This is a genomic window from Azospirillaceae bacterium, from assembly GCA_028283825.1.
Classification (GTDB): Bacteria; Pseudomonadota; Alphaproteobacteria; order Azospirillales; family Azospirillaceae; genus Nitrospirillum.
Genome location: JAPWJW010000003.1, coordinates 2,517,320 through 2,536,421, shown reverse-complemented (window position 1 = coordinate 2,536,421; position 19,102 = coordinate 2,517,320). Strand labels below are relative to the sequence as shown.

14 protein-coding genes are annotated in these 19,102 nt (G+C 69.0%); 8 read left to right on the top strand and 6 right to left on the bottom strand.

Annotated elements, in window-relative coordinates; all coding sequences use genetic code 11:
- The first annotated feature begins 357 nt into the window (after positions 1-357).
- Together PW843_23660 and PW843_23655 are read left to right on the top strand one after the other, a co-directional pair.
- Complete coding sequence (locus PW843_23660; protein ID MDE1149562.1) at positions 358-1,710, top strand: metallopeptidase TldD-related protein; 1,353 nt, start codon at positions 358-360, stop codon at positions 1,708-1,710.
- Between the two features lie 172 nt (positions 1,711-1,882).
- The gene (locus PW843_23655) at positions 1,883-2,929 is read left to right on the top strand and encodes an alpha/beta hydrolase (GenBank protein ID MDE1149561.1); all 1,047 of its coding nucleotides are present in this window, start codon (positions 1,883-1,885) and stop codon (positions 2,927-2,929) included.
- A gap of 42 nt (positions 2,930-2,971) precedes the next feature.
- Here PW843_23655 and PW843_23650 read toward each other — a convergent pair whose 3' ends face one another.
- The gene (locus tag PW843_23650) at positions 2,972-3,667 is read right to left on the bottom strand and encodes an RT0821/Lpp0805 family surface protein (protein MDE1149560.1); all 696 of its coding nucleotides are present in this window, start codon (positions 3,665-3,667) and stop codon (positions 2,972-2,974) included.
- 211 nt (positions 3,668-3,878) lie between these two features.
- On the opposite strand from PW843_23650, the gene PW843_23645 reads away from it, so the two are divergent.
- Both PW843_23645 and PW843_23640 read left to right on the top strand, forming a co-directional pair.
- On the top strand, positions 3,879-4,976 hold the full coding sequence (locus PW843_23645) for an AraC family transcriptional regulator (GenBank protein MDE1149559.1): 1,098 nt from the start codon (positions 3,879-3,881) through the stop codon (positions 4,974-4,976).
- Positions 4,977-5,143: 167 nt separating this feature from the next.
- On the top strand, positions 5,144-5,917 hold the full coding sequence (locus PW843_23640; protein MDE1149558.1) for a hypothetical protein: 774 nt from the start codon (positions 5,144-5,146) through the stop codon (positions 5,915-5,917).
- Here the strand turns inward: PW843_23640 and PW843_23635 are convergent.
- Positions 5,910-8,138, bottom strand: coding sequence for a primosomal protein N' (locus PW843_23635; GenBank protein MDE1149557.1), 2,229 nt, complete (start codon positions 8,136-8,138; stop codon positions 5,910-5,912). The genes PW843_23640 and PW843_23635 overlap by 8 nt on opposite strands.
- A gap of 162 nt (positions 8,139-8,300) precedes the next feature.
- Here PW843_23635 and fsa point away from each other — a divergent pair, with 162 nt between their 5' ends.
- From fsa to PW843_23615, 4 genes are all read left to right on the top strand, one after another.
- The gene (gene fsa / locus PW843_23630; protein MDE1149556.1) at positions 8,301-8,981 is read left to right on the top strand and encodes a fructose-6-phosphate aldolase; all 681 of its coding nucleotides are present in this window, start codon (positions 8,301-8,303) and stop codon (positions 8,979-8,981) included.
- Positions 8,982-9,100: 119 nt separating this feature from the next.
- Entirely contained in the window at positions 9,101-9,811 is a 711-nt protein-coding gene (locus PW843_23625; GenBank protein ID MDE1149555.1) for a DUF484 family protein, read from the top strand.
- Positions 9,812-9,954: 143 nt separating this feature from the next.
- Positions 9,955-10,917, top strand: coding sequence for a tyrosine recombinase XerC (locus tag PW843_23620; protein ID MDE1149554.1), 963 nt, complete (start codon positions 9,955-9,957; stop codon positions 10,915-10,917).
- Positions 10,918-10,925: 8 nt separating this feature from the next.
- A complete protein-coding gene (locus PW843_23615; GenBank protein ID MDE1149553.1) occupies positions 10,926-11,849 on the top strand; it encodes a DUF2167 domain-containing protein in 924 nt (307 codons plus the stop codon).
- A 7-nt stretch (positions 11,850-11,856) separates the two neighbouring features.
- Here the strand turns inward: PW843_23615 and PW843_23610 are convergent, their stop codons facing one another.
- From PW843_23610 to PW843_23595, 4 genes are all read right to left on the bottom strand, one after another.
- Positions 11,857-12,489 (bottom strand): LysE/ArgO family amino acid transporter, encoded by a 633-nt coding sequence (locus PW843_23610; GenBank protein MDE1149552.1) that lies wholly within the window; start codon positions 12,487-12,489, stop codon positions 11,857-11,859.
- Between the two features lie 221 nt (positions 12,490-12,710).
- Positions 12,711-14,123, bottom strand: coding sequence for a dihydrolipoyl dehydrogenase (gene lpdA, locus PW843_23605; protein MDE1149551.1), 1,413 nt, complete (start codon positions 14,121-14,123; stop codon positions 12,711-12,713).
- Between the two features lie 243 nt (positions 14,124-14,366).
- Positions 14,367-15,596 carry a 2-oxoglutarate dehydrogenase complex dihydrolipoyllysine-residue succinyltransferase gene (gene odhB / locus PW843_23600; protein ID MDE1149550.1) on the bottom strand — a complete coding sequence of 410 codons (1,230 nt, stop codon included), beginning with the start codon at positions 15,594-15,596 and terminating at the stop codon, positions 14,367-14,369.
- 107 nt (positions 15,597-15,703) lie between these two features.
- Positions 15,704-18,631: a 2-oxoglutarate dehydrogenase E1 component gene (locus tag PW843_23595; protein ID MDE1149549.1), complete on the bottom strand. Its 2,928-nt coding sequence runs from the start codon at positions 18,629-18,631 to the stop codon at positions 15,704-15,706.
- Positions 18,632-19,102 lie beyond the last annotated feature (471 nt).

The following is a 19,102-nucleotide window of genomic DNA, read 5'->3' as shown; positions in this document are numbered from 1 at the left end:
CGAAGGGTAGATGGACGACATTCCGCCGTTCCCCGGGGCACGGGGGTGACGGCAAGGCACCGGATCGACGGGGGGAGGCAGATCCCCGGCATGCCTTCGATCCGGACCGGCCGGATGCGGCGAACGGGGCGGCCCGCAGCATCGGCACGGGCGATCTTGAGCCGGCCCCGTAACCACCTCATGTCGGTGACCGCCCCGCCGCGAAACAATCCGTTTCAATCGCCCGCCCGGTTGCAGTTGGGAAACATTTCTCCGGGACGGTCGCCGAATGGCCGGGTTCCCACGCCGCTGGCATCCTGCTAACCCCAAGCGCTACAGTATTTCCGCATCTGATAAGAAAGACGGAGCCTGCGCCGCATGCCGCCCCTTCCCCCCGACGCCACCGCCGCCAGCATCCTGGACGACCTGTTGACCCTGGCGCGCAAGGCGGGTGCCGACGCCGCCGACGCCCTGCTGGTCGACAGCGCGTCCATGTCGATGAGCCAGCGCCTGGGCAAGCCGGAGGAGGTGCAACGCGCCGAATCGGGCGATCTGGGCCTGCGCGTCTTCGTGGGCAAGCGCCAGGCCATCGTCTCCTCCACCGACCGCAGCCCGGCGATGCTGAAGGAACTGGCGGAACGTGCCGTCGCCATGGCCCGGCTGGTGCCGGAGGATGGCTATTGCGGCCTGGCCGACCCCGACAGCCTGGCCCGCGACTGGCCCGACCTGGATTTGTGCGACCCGTCCGAACCGGTGGCGGAGGACCTGCTGGCCCAGATCGCGGAGCTGGAGGAAACGGCCCTGGCCGTGCCCGGCGTCAGCAATTCCGAAGGGGCGGACGCCGGCTGGTCACGCTCCACCGTCACACTGGCGGCCAGCAACGGTTTTTCCGGCGGCTACAGCGTCAGCCGCCGCAGCTTGTCCGTTTCCGTCCTGGCCGGCAGCGGCACGGGCATGGAACGGGACTACGACTATCACTCCACCGTCTACGCCGGTGACCTGGAGTCGCCTGTCACCATCGGGCGCCGTGCCGGTGAACGCGTGGTGGCGCGCCTGAACCCGCGCAAGGTGGCGACCCAGGCGGTACCCGTGGTGTTCGACCCGCGCGTCGCCGGCGGGCTGGTGGGCCATTTGACGGGCGCCATCTCCGGTGCCGCCATCGCGCGCGGCACCAGCTTCCTGAAGGAAAAGATGGGCGAAACCATCTTCGCCCCCACCATCACCATCGTGGACGACCCACACATCCGGCGCGGCCTGCGCTCCAAACCCTTCGACGCGGAAGGCCAACCGGGCCGGCGCCGCAACCTGATCGACAACGGCGTGCTGACCACCTGGCTGCTGGACTGCCGCTCCGCCCGTCAGCTGGGCCTGACCTCCACCGGCCACGGCTCACGCGGGACCGGCGGCCCGCCCGGCCCCGGCGCCACCAACGTCTACCTGGCGCCGGGCGATGAGACGCCGGAGGAACTGCTGGCCGACATCCGCAGCGGCTTCTACGTCACCTCCCTCATGGGTAGTGGGGTCAACGGCATCACCGGCGACTACAGCCGCGGCGCCTCCGGCTTCTGGATCGAGGACGGCCGGATCGCCTACCCGGTGGCCGAGATCACCATTGCCGGCAATCTGAAGGACATGTTCCTGACCCTGCGGCCAGCCAACAACCTGGAATTCCGCCACGGCGTGGACAGCCCCACCGTCCGGGTGGAAGGCATGACGGTGGCCGGCACCTGAGTTTTCCTTTTTCCCTCAAGCGCCGGGCGCCGCCGTCCGGCGGCTAGGCTTCCTCGGTTTCCAGTCCGCTGACGCTCCCCGGAAACCTGCGGCGGCTGCGGTCGCAGCCTACGGCGGCATGAGCCAGGGCTTCATGCCGCCGGTATTCTCGTCCATCAGGGAGAATGAAAACATGACCATCCAGATCAGCCGCCGGGGGATCGCCGCCGCGGCCCTGGCCACCGCCGCCCTGTTGCGGGGCACCCGCGAGGCCGGCGCCGCGCAAGGGGCCGCCCCGGTTGGCCCGGCCAACGACGCCGGCATGATGGAGGCCGTGCGCCTATCCCGGCAGCGCAGGGCGCCGGACGCGGTCGTGCCGCTGTGGCCCGGCATCCCGCCGGGCGGCGAGGGCCTGACGGTGAAGGACCTGGTGATCGACCACGGCCCGGCCGGCGGCCCCAGCGACCGCACCGCCGAGTCCGTGGCCAGCCCCAGCCTGGCCTTTTTCCGCAGCACCAGTCCGGGCCCGCGCGGCACCGTGCTGGTGATCCCCGGCGGCGGCTATGTCGATGTCTGGTTCGACAAGGAGGGCTACGACGTCGCCCGCTGGCTGTCGGGCAGCGGCCTGCACGCCGCCGTACTGACCTACCGCCTGCCGGCCGCCGGCTGGAAGGGGGGACCCGACACGCCGTTGCAGGACGCCCAGCGGGCCATGCGCCTGCTGCGGCAGAATGCCAGGGAGTGGTCGGTGGATGGCAACCGCATCGGCGTCCTGGGCTTTTCCGCCGGCGGCCATCTGGCCGCCAGCCTGATCACCCGCCACGACGCCCCCGTCTACGCCCCGGTGGACGGGGCCGACAGCCTGCCGGCAGCCCCGCAACTGGGCGGCCTGGCCTATCCGGTCATCTCCATGCAGGACGGGTTGACCCACCCGGGGTCGAAGCAACAGCTGCTGGGCGCCCATCCCACGCCGGAACAGGTGACGGCCTATTCACCGGACCAGAACGTGCGCACCGGCACCTGCCCCACCTTCCTGGTCCACGCCGCCGATGACGGCGCCGTGCCGGTGGGCAACAGCCTGGCCATGTTCCAGGCCCTGCGCCGCCAGGACGTGGCGGCCGAAATGCATGTCTTCGAATCGGGCGGCCACGGCTTCGCCTTGCGCAGCATCGAGGGCCGCTCCGCCGAACCCTGGCCGGACCTCTATCGCCGCTGGCTGAAACGGCACGGCTTCGCATGAGCGAAATGGGCCTTCGCCCTCATCGACGAAGGCCCACGCGTATCAGTTCACGATCTTCCACTGGCCGTCGGGCTGGCGGCAGGCGGTGCCGGTGACCGTCTGCGGGCGGCTGCCGACGGTGGCCACGCTCTGGTATTCGCGGCAGTAGTTGTCGGGCGATTCCTCCCAGGTCTTGACCGGGGTCATCTGGTACTGGGCGCCGTTGTCGGGGTTGTTCCAGACGATGGGCTGGCCGTCCGGCGCCTTTTCCATGGTCTGGGCGAAGCAGCCCTGGTCGCTGTCGTCCATGCGGTTGAAGGCGGCGTTGCCCGCCAGGGCGCCCAGCAGCACGCCGGCGCCGGTCATGGCCGCCTTGCCGCCGCCGTGGCCGAACTGCGATCCGGCGATGCCGCCCAGCAGGGCGCCCACCACCGTGCCCAGGTTGATGCCGACGGCGCCACGGTCACAGCGGCCGGCGTCGATGCCCACGTCCGCGCCGTAGAACTGGCGATAGTGGGCGGAGCGGTGGTCGACGTAATGGGCCGGCGGGCCGCGATGGTCGTCGCGCCAATGATCGTCGCCCCGATGGTCATCATACCGGCGGTCATCACCCCGGTGATCGTCCCCACGGCGGTCGTCATGATAACGATAGCCCGACGCCTCGGCCCAGGGCGGCGGCTCCGCCCAGGCGGGAACGGTGGCGCCCAAAGCCACGACGGCGGTCGCGGCGGCGGCGATGAGACGGGAAGAGCGCTTCATGATGGCCCTCATTTCTTCCGATGCTTGGGCGGCACCTCAAAGGGCCGCCGGGTTGGGAATTTCGTACCAGCGACACTATGACGCCGATCGTGGCGACCGTAGGGCAGCCGGGGACGCCGCGTCCATGGCCGCCGTTCATGGCGGGCGGATTTGTAGCCGAATGCGCTTCTGATGAGGCGCGTTCGCCCCTAGATTGTCCGGCGGAGGCGCCATGATCCGCTTCGGTCCCTGGAGTACGATGTTGGGCATGGCGGCCGGCTTCGGCGCGCTGGTGGCCCTGCTGCTGCTGGCCGCCCCCGGCAACCGCACCGCCAACCGCCTGCTGGCGGCCCTGCTGGGCGTGGCGGTGCTGCGCCTGATGCCCTACGTCCTGGGTTACGCCGGCTTTTACGACATCTATCCCTGGCTATCCTTCGCCCCCTTCAACCTGGGCCTGGCCACCGGGCCGCTGCTTTACCTGTATGTACGGCGGCTGGCGGCACCGCACCTGCCACGCGGCTGGGCCTGGCACTTCGCCCCCGCCGCCCTGAACCTGGCCTACACCCTGTGGGCCTTCGCCCTGCCGCTGGCGGCCAAGATGCGATGGAACGACACCGTCCACGTCCGCTGGATCGACCCGGTGCAGACCTGGGCCGCCACCCTGTCGCTGGCCGTCTACCTGGTGGCCGCCCTCCGGCTCCGCCAACCCGGCCACCCCTGGCTGCGTACCCTGTTGGCGGCCCTGGCGTTGTGGCTGTTGGTGGCGGTGGCTTTCGATGCGATCGACAGCCTGCTGGTCCCCCTCAGTTACCATGACCGCTTCCCGCAGTACCTGGCGTTCGCCGCCATCATCCTGGGCTTGGGCCTGGAGGGCTGGCGGCAGGCCGGCCGCGCCGTCCCGCCCCCGATCACCGGTACGCCAAAGCCCCCGCGCGACCGCGACTGGACGGTCCAGGCGGACCGCTGGCGCGCCGCCATCCGCCAGGCAGGCTGGTGGCGGGAACCGGACTTGACCCTGCCCCAGGTGGCGCAGCGCCTGGGCACCAACGAGACTTATCTGTCGCGCGCCATCAACCAGGGCCTGGGCTGCACCTTCAGCGGCCTGATCAACGGCCTGCGGGTGGAAGCGGTCCAGGCCCGCCTGCGCCAGGCCGAGCCCGGCGAGATGCTGGCCCTGGCGCTGGATTGCGGCTTCGCCTCCAAGGCCAGCTTCAACCGGGTGTTCCGCGAACGCACGGGCATGAGCCCCAGCGGCTGGCGTGCGGCTCAAAATCCGGAAAACGGTGGATTTACGGGGAATGAGGCGACGGCCGGCGGCGAGGCCGTCTAGCTGGGCCACAAGGCCGGGCGACGCCGGCCGCATGGACCCTGAGGCCCCTGATGCGCGTTCCCCACTTTCTCACCGCCCTTATCCTGGCATCCGTCCCGGCCCGGCCCGCCCTAGCCGACGCCCTTGCCCCCCGCCCGCCTTTCTGTGTCACTGCGGTGGAAGGCCGGATGATCGTTATCTCCAGCGACGACCAGCCCGGGGCACCGCCGCCCGGGTCGGAAATCATCGCCGTCAACGGCCAGCCGGCCCCCCGGATCCTGGCCGCCACCCGGGATGACAGCCCGGGCGAATGCTGGCCTACCGGTTTCGGCTCCCCCGACCGATGGGCCGTCGAATGGAAGCACCCGGCCGACCTCCGCCTCACCCGATCAGACCTTTTCCCGCCGACAAGTGCACCCGGCAGCGACAACCACCGGAGCGCGGCGATCCCCATCCTGATCGACTGGACATCGGCCGCGACCACGCATCGCACCCGCAAGCATGCGGACGCCGCCGCCCTGGGTGCCGCCTTGGCCGGCACTTGGACCGGCACCCTGGATTATCGCGACTATGGCACCGACCGCCGGGTGATCCTGCCCACGGGGCTATCGGTCACGGGCGGACGCGTGCCCGCCTTGACCTTCACCTTCGACGACGGGCCGGGCAAGACCGTGCGGTCACGGGAAACCTGGTCGCTGGATGTCGGCCGGCGAGTCTGGTGCATCGCCGGTGATGGCCCGGCCCACTGCCACCGCATCGTTGAATACCGGTCGGGGCCGGGGCCGACGGACGTCACCCTGGTAGCCGAGGGCCGGGGGGAGGAGAACGGCCGGGGGGTCAAGTTGCGCCTGATCCTGGCCCGCCGGGGCGGCACCCTGTCCTTCAGCACCCAGAGCGCGCCCGATGGCCAGCCGCTGGTGATGCGCCATGCCTATTGGCTGAGCGTCGCGCCGCCTACATGAAGCTGTAAGGATCCACGTCCACCTGCACCCGCACCGTCCCCGGTATGGGCAGGGACGCCAGCCAGGCTTGCAGCAGGGGCTGCACCGCCACCCCGCGCGCCGTTTTCAGCAGCAGGCGGCGGCGGTGCCGGCCGCGCAGCAGGGCCAGGGGGGCGGGTGCCGGGCCCAGCACCATGACGTCGTCGCCCTGGGGGGCCACCCGCGCCAGGTCGCGGGCCAGCTTGTCCACCTGGCGCTCATCCTCGCCCGATACGATCAGGGCCGCCAGCCGGCCGTAGGGCGGCAGGTCCATGGCGCGGCGGGCATCGGCCTCCGCCGCCAGGAAGGCGTCGCGGTCATGGATGGCCAGCGCCTGCATCACCGGATGTTCCGGCATGTGGGTTTGCAGGAAGACGCGGCCCGGCCGGCTTTCGCGCCCCGCCCGGCCCGCCACCTGGTGCAGCATCTGGAAGGTGCGCTCCGCCGCGCGCAGATCGCCGCCACCCAGGCCCAGGTCGCCATCCACCACCCCCACCAGGGTCAGCATGGGGAAATGGTGGCCCTTGGCCATCACCTGCGTGCCGATCAGCAGGTCCACCTTGTGCGCCCGCACCTCGTCGATCACCGTCTGGATGGCCTGCGGCCCCACCAGCGTGTCGCTGGTCATCAGCGCCACGCGGGCGTCGGGGAACAGCTGCGCCACCTCCTCCGCCACCCTTTCCACGCCGGGGCCGCAGGCGACGAAGGAATGTTCCGCCTCGCACGACGGGCAGACCTCGGGCAGGCGGTCGGTATAGCCGCAATGGTGGCATTGCAGCCGGCGGCTGAGGCGGTGCTCCACCAGCCAGGCGGTGCAGTTGGGGCATTGCAGGCGATGGCCGCAGGTGCGGCACAGGGTCAGGGGCGCATAGCCCCGGCGGTTCAGGAACAGCATGCCCTGCTCCCCCGCCGCCAGCGTCTCCGTCATCGCGGCCGTCAGGATGGGCGACAGCCAATGGCGGGCGGGCGGGCGGCTGTCCGGTCGGCGCAGGTCGATCAGCGTCACATCCGGCATGCTGGCGCCACCGTGGCGGGCCGGCAGGTCGATGCGGGCGTAGCGCCCCGTCTCCGCGTTGGTCAACGTCTCCAGCGACGGGGTGGCGGAGACCAGGGCGATGGGAATGCCCCCCAGGAAGGCCCGCGCCACCGCCATGTCGCGGGCATGGTAGATGACGCCGTCCTCCTGCTTGAAGGCGGCCTCATGCTCCTCATCCACCACGATCAGGCCCAGATCGGGATAGGGCAGGAACAGGGCGGAACGCGCGCCCACCACCACCGTGGCCTCGCCATTGACGATGGACCGCCAGGCGGCGCGGCGGTGGGCGCCGGCCAGTTCCGAGTGCCATTCCACCGGCCGCACGCCGAAACGCCGGGCGAAGCGATCCAGCCACTGGCTGGACAGGGCGATCTCCGGCAGCAGCACCAGCGCCTGCCGGCCCTGCTTCAGGCAGGCGGCGATGGCCTCGAAATAAACCTCCGTCTTGCCCGAGCCGGTGACCCCGTCCACCAGGGTGGCGGAATAGGCGCGGGCGTCCACCGCCGCGCGCAGGACGTCGGCGGCCAGGGCCTGGTCCGGCGACAGGTCGGGGCCCGGCTTATGGGCGTCGGGTACCGGCGGACGCGGCTGGGCGCGCAGGGCGATGGGCGTCAGCAGCCCCGATTCCGCCAGGCCGCGGATGACGCCGATGCCGCAGGCGGCGTCGCGCGCCAGGTCGGCCGGCGTGCGGGGCGGCCCGTCCGCCTCCATCAGCGCCAGGACGCGGCGGCGGGCATCGGTCATCTTGAAGCCGGGCGGCGGCGCCTCGCCTGACGGCAGATAGGCCAGCAACTGCTTGGGATCCTCCAGCGCCGCCGAGACGCTGACCGCCATGCGCAGCACCGATCCGGTGGACGACAGGGTGTAGGCCGCCACCCAATCGATGAAGCGGCGCGACACCTCGGGCATGGGCGGCAGGTCAAAGCGGCGGATGACGGTCTTCAGCCGCTTGGCCGGCACGCCGTCCTCATCGCCGCCCACGGCCCAGACCACGCCGAACACATGGCGCGGGCCCAGCGGCACCTCGACATAGGCGCCGGCCTCCAGTTCCATGTCGTCGGGCACGCGGTAGTCGTACGGGCTGGCCAGCGGCAAGGGCAGCAGCACGCGCACCCGCCGCACCGGCGGAGGCCCCGTTTCAATCCCGCTTGCCGACAACAGATCCATGGGGATTGCTGTTACCACCGACGGCCACCGGTGCGCCATCCCCGCATGCCCCCTATCCCCGCCCTAGCCATTTCAGCCCGTGCACCGCACGGTGCCTTTGGTTAGAGTGCCGGCCAACCCGGGGCGGGCCCCGGTTCCATCCAGATCCTGAGGGTTTCCCCCATGAAGTTCTTCGTCGATACCGCCGACATCAACGACATCCGCGACCTGGCGTCCACCGGCCTGCTGGACGGCGTCACCACCAACCCGTCGCTGGTCGCCAAGTCCGGTCACAGCAGCTTCATCGACCTGATCGCCGAGATCTGCGACGTGGTGAAGGGCCCGGTCAGCGCCGAGGTCGCCTCGACCGACTTCGAGACCATGCTGAAGGAAGGCAAGCACCTGGCCAAGATCGCCCCCAACGTGGCGGTGAAGGTGCCCCTGACCCAGGCCGGCCTGAAGGTCTGCCACCACCTGTCGCAGGAAGGCACCATGGTCAACGTGACCCTGTGCTTCTCCGCCGCCCAAGCCATCCTGGCCGCCAAGGCCGGCGCCACCTTCGTGTCGCCCTTCGTCGGCCGCCTGGACGACATCGGCCAGGACGGGCTGGCCCTGATCGAAGAGATCGTCACCATCTATGACCAGTACCCGGACTTCACCACCGAGGTCCTGGTCGCCAGCATCCGCAACCCCATCCACGTCACCCAGTCGGCCAAGATGGGCGCCCACGTGGCCACCATGCCGCCGTCCATCATCCGCCAGCTGTTCAACCACGTGCTGACCGACAAGGGCCTGGCGCAGTTCGTTGCGGACTGGGCCAAGACCGGGCAGACTATCCTGGATCAGCCGCTGCCGACCCGCTGATACCCTTCGCGTTCCAGCGGATGCCTTTCCGGCCCGCCCAGCGATGGGCGGGCCGGTTGCGTTTTCAGGCCACGGCCGCCGCCCGCCGCAATCGGGCCACGGCAGGAAGGGAAGACAGCATGGGCAACAAGACGCCGCACAGCGCCCTGGGTGATGCCCTGACCGCGGAGGATGTCGCGACATACCTGCGCGAGACCCCCGATTTCCTGCAACAGCATCCCGACCTGATCCACCACCTGGTCCCACCGGCGGAAGACCGTGGCAACGGGGTGGCGGATCTGCAGCACTTCATGCTGCTGAAACTGCGCCGCGAGGTGGCCGACCTGACGGCCCAGCAGGAAGAGCTGATCGCGACCGCCCGCGCCAACATCAACAACCAGAGCCGGGTGCACGCCGCCGCCCTGTTCCTGATGGACGCGCAGAACTTCGAACACCTCATCCAGACCATCACCACCGACCTGGCCGTCCTGCTGGACCTGGATCTGGCCTGCCTGGTGGTGGAACAGCCCGAAGACAGCCGCCTGGCCCTGCACCATGACCGCACCGGCCTGCAACTGGCGGAGGCCGGCGCCATCAATCGCTGGCTGAACAAGCGCGACGTCATCCTGCGCGGCAACATCCAGGGCCTGACGGAAATCTACGGCCCCGCCGCCCCCATCATCCGTTCGGAAGCGCTGGTGCGCCTGCAGATCGGGCCGGAGGCGCCGATCGGCCTGCTGGCCTTCGGCTCCCGCGACGCCGACCTGTTCCACGCCGGCCAGGGCACCGAGCTGCTGTGTTTCCTGGCACGGGTGGTGGAGCGGTGCATTAGAGGTTGGTTGGCTCTTTAAGTGCGCCCTCAAACGCCGGGCGCGGGCATCCGCCCGCTTGGCTTGTCCTCGCGTTTCAGTCCGCTTCGCTCCCCAAAACGCTCCGGCGGCCGCAGTCGCGGCCTAGGGGAAAGGACTGAAAAGATGTTTGGAGCGTGTGTGCCATGACCAAGCCTCCTGCCCTGGGATATTCCTGCGCGCCGGACGTGGCGGCGGCGCTGGAGGATTGGCGGCGGTGGCTGACGTCGGAGAAGACGGCCTCGCCCCACACGCTGCGGGCCTACCAGGGTGACGTGGCGGCCTTCCTGTCCTTCCTGACCGAGCATAAGGGCCGAGCGCCCAGCCTGAACGACTTGGCCGATGCCAAGCTGGGCGATTTCCGCGCCTGGCTGGCGGCGCGGGCCGGCGAGGGCGCCATCGCCGCCAGCCGGGCGCGCTCCGTGTCCGGTGTGCGCAACCTGTTCCGCTGGCTGGACCGGTCGGGCCGCCTGCACAACCCGGCCATCGGCCTGCTGAACGCGCCCAAGGTGAAGCGCCCCATCCCCCGCCCGCTGACGGTGGATGACGCCGGCATCCTGCTGGCCGAGGCGCAGGATATCCCGGAAGCACCCTGGGTGGGCCTGCGCGACCGCGCGCTGTTCACCCTGCTGTACGGTTGTGGCCTGCGCATGGATGAGGCCCTGCGCCTGATGCGGGGTGAGGCACCGCTGGACAGCGACACCCTGCGCGTGACCGGCAAGGGGTCCAAGCAGCGCGACGTGCCGGTGCTGCCGGCCGTGCGCCAGGCGCTGGCGGCCTATATCGCGGCCTGTCCCCATGGCCTGGTGGCAAGCGGCCCCCTGTTCGTGGGCGTGCGCGGCGATCGGCTGAACGACCGCGTGGCCCGCCTGGCCATGCAGACGCTACGGCAATTGCTGGGCCTGCCCGACACTGCCACGCCCCACGCCCTGCGCCACAGCTTCGCCACCCATCTGCTGGGCGGCGGCGCCGACCTGCGCGCTATCCAGGACCTGCTGGGCCATGCCAGCCTGTCCACCACCCAGCGCTACACCGACGTCGACGCCGAACAATTGCTGGCGGTCTATGAGACCGCGCACCCCCGCGCCCGGCGCGGCGGCCGGCCCTGAGGAACACCATGAACCTCGGAAAGATCGCCGCCCTGCTTCTGGCGGGGTTCCTGGTCCTGGCGGCAGGCGGCGCGCGGGCGTCGGACACCACGCCGATTGCGTTGGCCGACAAGGCCGTCACCCTCAACCTGGCGCCGGACTTTCGCTATGTGGCCAGCGGCGACGTGCCGGGCTTCCTCAGCCGCCATTGGCAGGGACGCCCGGTGGCGGGCGGCGCCGGGCTGGGCCTGATCGTCCCGGTGGACGACACCACAGACGATGCCCCCGCCGCCGATTGGCTGGTGGCGCTGAGTTACGATGGCACGGGCCATGTCAGCGACATGGATGCCGGGCAACTGGATCCGGACGCCCTGCTGGACGCGCTGCGGTCGGGGGAGAACGACCACGGCGTTGGCGCCCTGGCCGGCTGGGTCCGCCCGCCCGCCTATGACGGCGCCAGCCACACGCTGATCTGGGCCACGCGCCGCCAGGCCGGTGGCGACGCGGTGGACGGCCTAGACTATCACGTCCGCATCCTGGGCCGGCGCGGCACCCTGGGCATGGACATCGCCGCCCGCATGAGCGACCTGACGGCCATTGAGCAACGCTTGCCCAACCTGCTGCCCATGGCGCGTTTCAGCCCCGGCAGCGGCTATCGCGACTACGTTCCCCTGGCCGACCAGTCGGTGACCCTGGGCCTCAGCGGCCTGATCGCCGGCGATACGCTGGTGAAGGGCGGCCTGTTCCGCCACATCCTGTCCGGCATCACCAGCCAGAATTTCGTCTTTCTGCTGGCGGTGCTGGTGGTGCTGTTCCTGCCCCGCTATGTCCGCCGCCGCCTGGGGCCGAAACCATCGCCGCCGTCCGCACCACCACCCGCGGAAGCGCCGCCCCCACCACCGCCACCGCCACCGCCACCGCCGAATGATGGTCCCAAGGGCCCCTGGTCCTGAGCCATCCTCACAAACCCGTGACGCCCTCGTAAGCCAGGCTGGCGGCCAGGGCCAGCATCACGGCGGCGATGATGCCGTCCAGCACGCGCCAGGCCAGCGGGCGGGCGAACAGCGGCGCCAGCAGCCGGGCGCCAAAACCCAGGCCGTAGAACCACAGGCAGGATGCGGTGGCCGCCCCGACACCGAAGGCAATGCGCAACGGCCCGGCGAAGCGGCTGGACAGGCCGCCCAGCAGCATGACCGTGTCCAGGTAGACATGCGGGTTCAGGAAGGTCAGGCCCAGGCAGGTGGCGACCGCCCGGCCCAGCGGCAACCCTGCTCCCGCCCCCACCTGCAACTGCCCGGGATGCAGCATGCGCCGGAAGGCCAGGATGCCGTAGGCCGCCAGGAACACCGCCCCACCCAGGGTGATGACCCGCAGCAGCATCGGCGCCTCACGGATCAGGCTGCCCAGACCGGCCACACCGGCGGAGATCAGCAGCGCGTCCGACAGGAAGCAAATCGTGGTGACGGCCAGTACGTGCTGGCGCAGTAGACCCTGGCGCAGGACGAAGGCGTTCTGGGCACCGATGGCGACAATCAGGCTGGCGCCCAGCAGGAAGCCCTGCAGGGCGGGATCAAAATACGGCGTGTCGAGCATGGGCGGGAGAAATCCGGCGAGAGGTTGCCCAGCATGGTGCCAGCCGGCGCCCAAAAAGAAAACGGCGCCAGGTTGCCCCGGCGCCGTTCCAGTATCTCCCGAACGGGAAAACTTGTAGGACGCTCCCCTAGTCCGCCGGAAGTTTCCGGGGAGCGGAGCGGACTGGAAACTGAGGAAGCCCAAGCCGGCGGATGCCGGCGCCCGGCGCCTGAGGGAACCAATCACATGTGGATGGTGCGGCCCAGCACGCCCAGGGCCGCTTCCTTGATGGCCTCGGTCAGGGTGGGGTGGGCGTGGCTGCTGCGGGCGATGTCTTCCGACGAGGCGCCGAATTCCAGGGCCAGCACCAGCTCCTCGATCATCTCACCCGCCGAGGCGCCGATGATGTGGGCACCCAGCAGCTTGTCGGAGTGGGCGTCGGCCAGCAGCTTCACGAAACCCTCGGTCGCCTGCATGGAGCGGGCGCGGCCGTTGGCGGTGAAGGGGAACTTGCCGACCTTGTAGTTCACGCCGGCGGCCTTCAGCTGCTCTTCCGTCTTGCCGACGGAGGCGATCTCCGGCCAGGTGTAGACCACGCCCGGGATGGCGTCGTAGTTGATGTGGCCGGACTGGCCCGCCATCACCTCGGCGCAGACCACGCCCTCTTCCTCGGCCTTGTGGGCCAGCATGGCGCCGGCGATGACGTCGCCGATGGCCCAGATGCCGGGCACGTTGGTGCGGAAGTGGTGGTCGGTCTTGACGCGCTTGCGCTCATCCAGCTCGACACCGACCGTCTCCAGGCCCAGGCCTTCGGTGTAGGGGCGGCGGCCGATGGCCACCAGCACGATGTCGGCCTCGATGGTCTCGGCCGCACCGCCAGCGGCGGGCTCCACCGTCAGGGTAACGCCCTTGTCCGTCGCCTTGGCCGAGGTGACCTTGGTCGACAGCTTGAAGGACAGGCCCTGCTTGGACAGAATGCGCTGCGACTGCTTGGAGATCTCGCCGTCCATGGTCGGCAGGATGCGGTCCAGGAATTCCACCACGGTGACCTGCGAGCCCAGGCGCTGCCAGACGGAACCCAGTTCCAGGCCGATGACGCCGCCGCCGATGACCACCAGGCGCTTGGGCACGCCTGCCAGTTCCAGCGCGCCGGTGGAGGAGACGATGCGCTTCTCGTCGATGGTCACGCCCGGCAGGGGCATGACATCGGAGCCGGTGGCGATCAGGATGTTCTTGGCGGTGACGGTCTCGGTGGAGCCGTCTTCCTTGGTCACCGTCACCTGGCCCGGGGCGGCGATGCTGCCCTTGCCGGTGAAGCGGGTGATCTTGTTCTTCTTGAACAGGAATTCCACGCCGGTGACGTTGGACTTAACCACGTCGTCCTTGTGCTTCATCATCGTCGGCAGGTCGAGTTCCACGCCCGAGACCTTGACGCCGAAGTTGCCCAGGCTGTGGTTGGCCTCTTCGAACTTCTCGGACGCCACCAGCAGGGCCTTGGACGGGATGCAGCCCACGTTCAGGCAGGTGCCGCCCAGCGTCTTGCGCATCTCGACGCAAGCCGTCTTCATGCCCAACTGGGCCGCGCGGATGGCCGCGACATAGCCGCCGGGGCCGCTGCCGATGACGACGAGATCGAATTGGGTATCGGTGGTCATGTTCTCTGTCCCCTCAGACGCCGGGCGCGGGCATCCGCCCGCTTGGCTTATCCTCGCTCGCGGGTCCGCTACCGCTCCCCCGCCGCTGCGGCGCCCTCAACGGGCATAGTCGCTGCGCTCCGGGGAGATGGTCTTGGGGCGGAAGCCGTGAGGCCGGCGTATCAATGTCTGGAAAGTGCGTGGATGACGCGTACGCTTCAGGCAGTCAGCAAACGGGGGGCCGAGAGGCCCCCCGTCGTCGGATCAGACATCCAGCAGGATGCGTTCCGGGTTCTCGATGCATTCCTTGACCCGCACCAGGAAGGTCACGGCCTCGCGGCCGTCGATGATGCGGTGGTCGTAGGACAGCGCCAGGTACATCATCGGGCGCACGACGATCTGGCCGCCGACAACCATCGGACGCTCCTGGATCTTGTGCATGCCCAGGATGCCCGACTGCGGGGCGTTCAGGATGGGCGAGCTCATCAGCGAGCCGTAGACACCACCGTTGGAGATGGTGAAGGTGCCGCCGGTCATGTCCGCGATGGACAGCTTGCCGTCGCGGGCCTTCTTGCCCAGCTCATTGATCGACTGCTCGATCTTGGCGAAGCCCATCTGGTCGGCGTCGCGCACCACGGGAACCACCAGGCCGGTCGGCGTGCCGACGGCGACACCGATGTCGTAGTAGTTCTTGTAGATCAGATCGGTGCCTTCGATCTCCGCGTTGACGGCCGGCAGCTCCTTCAGGGCCACCAGGCACGCCTTCACGAAGAAGGACATGAAGCCCAGCTTCACGCCGTGCTTCTTCTCGAACTGGTCCTTCAGCTCGGCGCGCAGCTTCATCACGTTGGTCATGTCCACCTCGTTATAGGTGGTCAGCATGGCCGCGGTGTTCTGGGCGTCCTTCAGGCGGGCGGCGACGGTCTGGCGCAGGCGGGTCATCCGCACGCGCTCTTCACGGTCGGCGCGGGCGCGCGGGCCAGCGGGGCCCTTGGCGATGGGCGCCGGGGCGGCGGCGGGCGCGGCCTTCGGGGCGGCCAGGCTGTCGATCACGTCGCCCTTGGTGACGCGGCCGTCCTTGCCGGTGCCGGCGATGACGGCCGGATCCACGCCGGCGTCGGCGGCGATCTTGGCGGCGGCGGGCATCACGCCAGCCGAACCGTTGGCAGCAGTGGGGGCAGCAACGGGCGCCGGGGCGGCGACCGGGGCCGGGGCGGCGGTCTTGGCCGGTGCCGGAGCGGCAGCCGCGGCGGCGCCACCCTCGGTGATCACACCCAGGACGCCGTTGACACCGACGTTGTCGCCTTCGGCGGCGCGAATCTCACCCAGCGTGCCGGCGGCCGGGGCATTGACTTCCAAGGTGACCTTGTCGGTCTCCAGCTCCACCAGCGTTTCATCCGCCTTGACGCTGTCGCCAACCTTCTTCAGCCACCGCGCGACCGTCGCTTCCGACACGGACTCGCCGAGGGTGGGCACCAGGATTTCCGTCGCCATGTTTTGGGACCTTGGTTCGTTTCTAACAGAGGGTTCGTTTTAGGAAGTAGCGTTCTACTCAAAATCATTCCGGGGCCGCAACGGGCCCCGGAATGCATTCACTTTGATCAGGAGACCGTCAGCGCCTCGTCCAGGAACTTGGCCAGTTCCTGGTTGTGGCGCTTCAGCTGGCCGGCGGCCGGCGAAGCGGCCTCCGCACGGCCGGCGTAGGACGGACGGCCCGCCTTGTGGTTCAGGCTCTTCAGCACGCCCTCGATGCGGCGATCAACGAAGGACCAGGCGCCCATGTTGGCCGGCTCTTCCTGGCACCACACCACATCGGCGTTGGGGTACTTGGCCAGTTCGATCTTCAGCGCGTCGTCGGGGAACGGGTACAGCTGTTCCAGACGCAGGATGGCGATGTCCTTGATGCCCCGGCTGTCACGCTCCTGCGCCAGGTCGTAATAGACCTTGCCGGAGCAGATGACGACGCGGCGGATCTTCGTCGGCTCGACCAGATCCACACCGTCTTCGTAGAGGACGCGGTGGAACGACTCGCTGCCGGTGAACATGGCCAGGTCGCTGACGCAGGACTTGTGGCGCAGCAGCGACTTGGGGCTGAAGACCACCAGCGGCTTGCGGAACTCGCGGTTAACCTGCCGACGCAGCACATGGTAGTAGTTGGCCGGCGTGGTGCAGTTCACGATCTGCCAGTTGTCCTCGCCGGACAGCTGCAGGAAACGCTCCAGACGGGCGGAGCTGTGCTCCGGACCCTGGCCTTCATAGCCGTGCGGCAGCAGCATGGTCAGGCCGGACATGCGCAGCCACTTGCTTTCGCCCGAGCTGATGAACTGGTCGATGATGGCCTGGGCGCCGTTGACGAAGTCGCCGAACTGCGCTTCCCACAGGACCAGGGCGTGCGGCTCCGCCAGGGTGAAGCCGTATTCGAAGCCCAGCACGGCGGCCTCCGACAGGGGGCTGTCGTGCACTTCGAACCGGGCCTGGTCGGCGCGGATATGGTCCAGCGGCACGTACTTGGCCTCGGTGGTCTGATCGACCAGCACGCAGTGGCGGTGCGAGAAGGTGCCACGGCCCACGTCCTGACCCGACAGGCGCACGGGCACGCCTTCGACCAGCAGGGTGCCGAAGGCCAGCGCCTCGGCCGTGGCCCAGTCCAGGCCCTTGCCGGTGGCGAACATTTCCTGTTTCGCCTTCAACTGGCGCACCACCTTGGCATTCACGTCCACGCCTTCCGGCACGGCGGAGATGGCCTTGCCCACTTCCTGCAGCAGGTCGTCGGACGCGGCGGTCTTGCCCTTGCGGTCGTCGTTCTTGGCGGCGCTCAGGCCCTGCCACTTGCCTTCCAGCCAGTCGGCCTTGTTCGGCTTGTAGGTGGTGGAGGCCTCGAACTCCGCGTCCATCGCCTTGTGGAAGTCCTTGACGACGTCGTCGGCGCCCTCGGCCGTGATCACGCCCTCGGCCACCAGCTGCTTGGCGTACAGCTCACGGGTGGTGGGGTGGTTGCGGATCGCCTTGTACATCAGCGGCTGGGTGAACGCCGGCTCGTCGCCTTCGTTGTGGCCCTGGCGGCGGTAGCAGACGATGTCCAGCACCACGTCCTTCAGGAACTTCTGGCGGAATTCCACCGCGATGCGCGTGACGTGGATCACGGCCTCGGGATCGTCGCCATTGACGTGGAAGATCGGCGCCTGGATGGCCTTCGCCACTTCCGTCGGGTACGGGCCGGAACGGGCGTACTGCGGCGCGGTGGTGAAGCCGATCTGGTTGTTGGTGATGATGTGGATGATGCCGCCGGTGCGGTAGCCCTTCAGTTCGGACAGCAGCAACGTCTCGGGCACCAGGCCCTGGCCGGCGAAGGCGGCGTCGCCGTGCAGCAGCAGGCCGATGACCTCGGCGCGCGCCTCATCGGACGGCGGCATGGTGGAGCGCTGAACCTGCTTGGCGCGGACCTTGCCGCAAACGACCGGGTTGACCACTTCCAGGTGCGACGGGTTGGCCGTCAGCGACAGGTGGATGGTGTTGCCGTCGAAGTCGCGGTCGGCGGAAGTGCCCAGGTGGTACTTCACGTCGCCCGAGCCCTGCACGTCCTCCGGATTGGCGGCGTTGCCCTGAAATTCCGAGAAGATGGCCTTGAACGGCTTGTTCATCACGTTGGCCAGCACGTTCAGCCGGCCGCGGTGGGCCATGCCGATCACCAGTTCCTTCAGGCCCAGCTGACCGCCGCGCTTCAGGATCTGTTCGATGGCCGGGACCCAGACCTCGCCGCCCTCAAGACCGAAGCGCTTGGTGCCGGTGTACTTCAGCTGCAGGAAGCGCTCGAAGCCCTCGGCGGCCGTCAGCCGCTGCAGGATGGCCTTCTTGCCCTCGACCGTGAAGTCGGTCTGGTTGCGGATGCCTTCGATGCGTTCCTGGATCCAGGCCTTCTGGTCCGGATCCTGGATGTGCATGAACTCCACGCCGATGTGGCCGCAATAGGTGCGGCGCACGGCGTCCAGGATCTGGCGGACGGTAGCCGTCTCCATCCCCAGCACGTTGTTGATGAAGACCGGACGGTCCAGGTCGGCATCGGTGAAGCCGTAGGTCTTGGGGTCCAGCTCCGGATGCTCGCCGCGCTTCTCCAGGCCCAGCGGGTCCAGCTTGGCCAGCAGGTGGCCGCGCACACGGTAGGCGCGGATCATCATCAGGGCGCGGATGCTGTCCAGCTGCGCCTGGCGCAGCTGTTCCGGGGTGATGCCACCGGCGACCGCGGCGCCATTGGCGGCCGGGGCGGCGGCGCCATTGGCGCCCTTCGCACCCTTGGCCGGGGCGGCGGGCTTGGCGTCGGGATCGGGCACGCCGATGACGGCGCCCTTGTTGGGCGCCCAGCTCGCCCCCTTGATTTCGCCTAGGACCGCGCGGGCATCGTCATCGATGCCGGCGAAGAAACTACCCCACGAAGGATCGACGGAGGCCGGGTCCTGCAGGTAACGGGCGTGAAGCTCGGCGATGAAGGTCGCGTTGCCGGCGAAGAACAGGGAGCTTTGATCGGTTACCATGGCGCTCTGCGCTTGATCTGGGAGGGATAGGGCGCCCGCATTCAAGTGGGGCGTCCCGATGGACCGAAATTCGCGTTCTTTTACGCCATGATACCAGCGCCTTCAATATGCGACGGCGCGGGGGCCGTTGCCAGGAAAACGCCTACCACGCATGGGAAAGGCCCAGTTTACGCAACGAATCCGGCACTGCCGTTGCCGAAGTGAACTTAATGTTGCGCGGTCTCTCGCATGGCGATCATCACGGACGCCGGCGCCCGGCATCAAAAAATGTGGTACTGGGCGTCAATAGTGAGGTGGCACCAGCGTCCCGGCGGGTCAAGCGACAAAGCGGGGGCAAGCCTGACATGCCAGCCATGGAAAAACGACGCAGCCATATCGCGCCGGATGGGAGGTCGATATCGGGGCGTTGAGACCTGCCCCAAAAGAAAACGGCGGCCCCCGTCGCCGGGAACCGCCGCTTTCAAACACTCA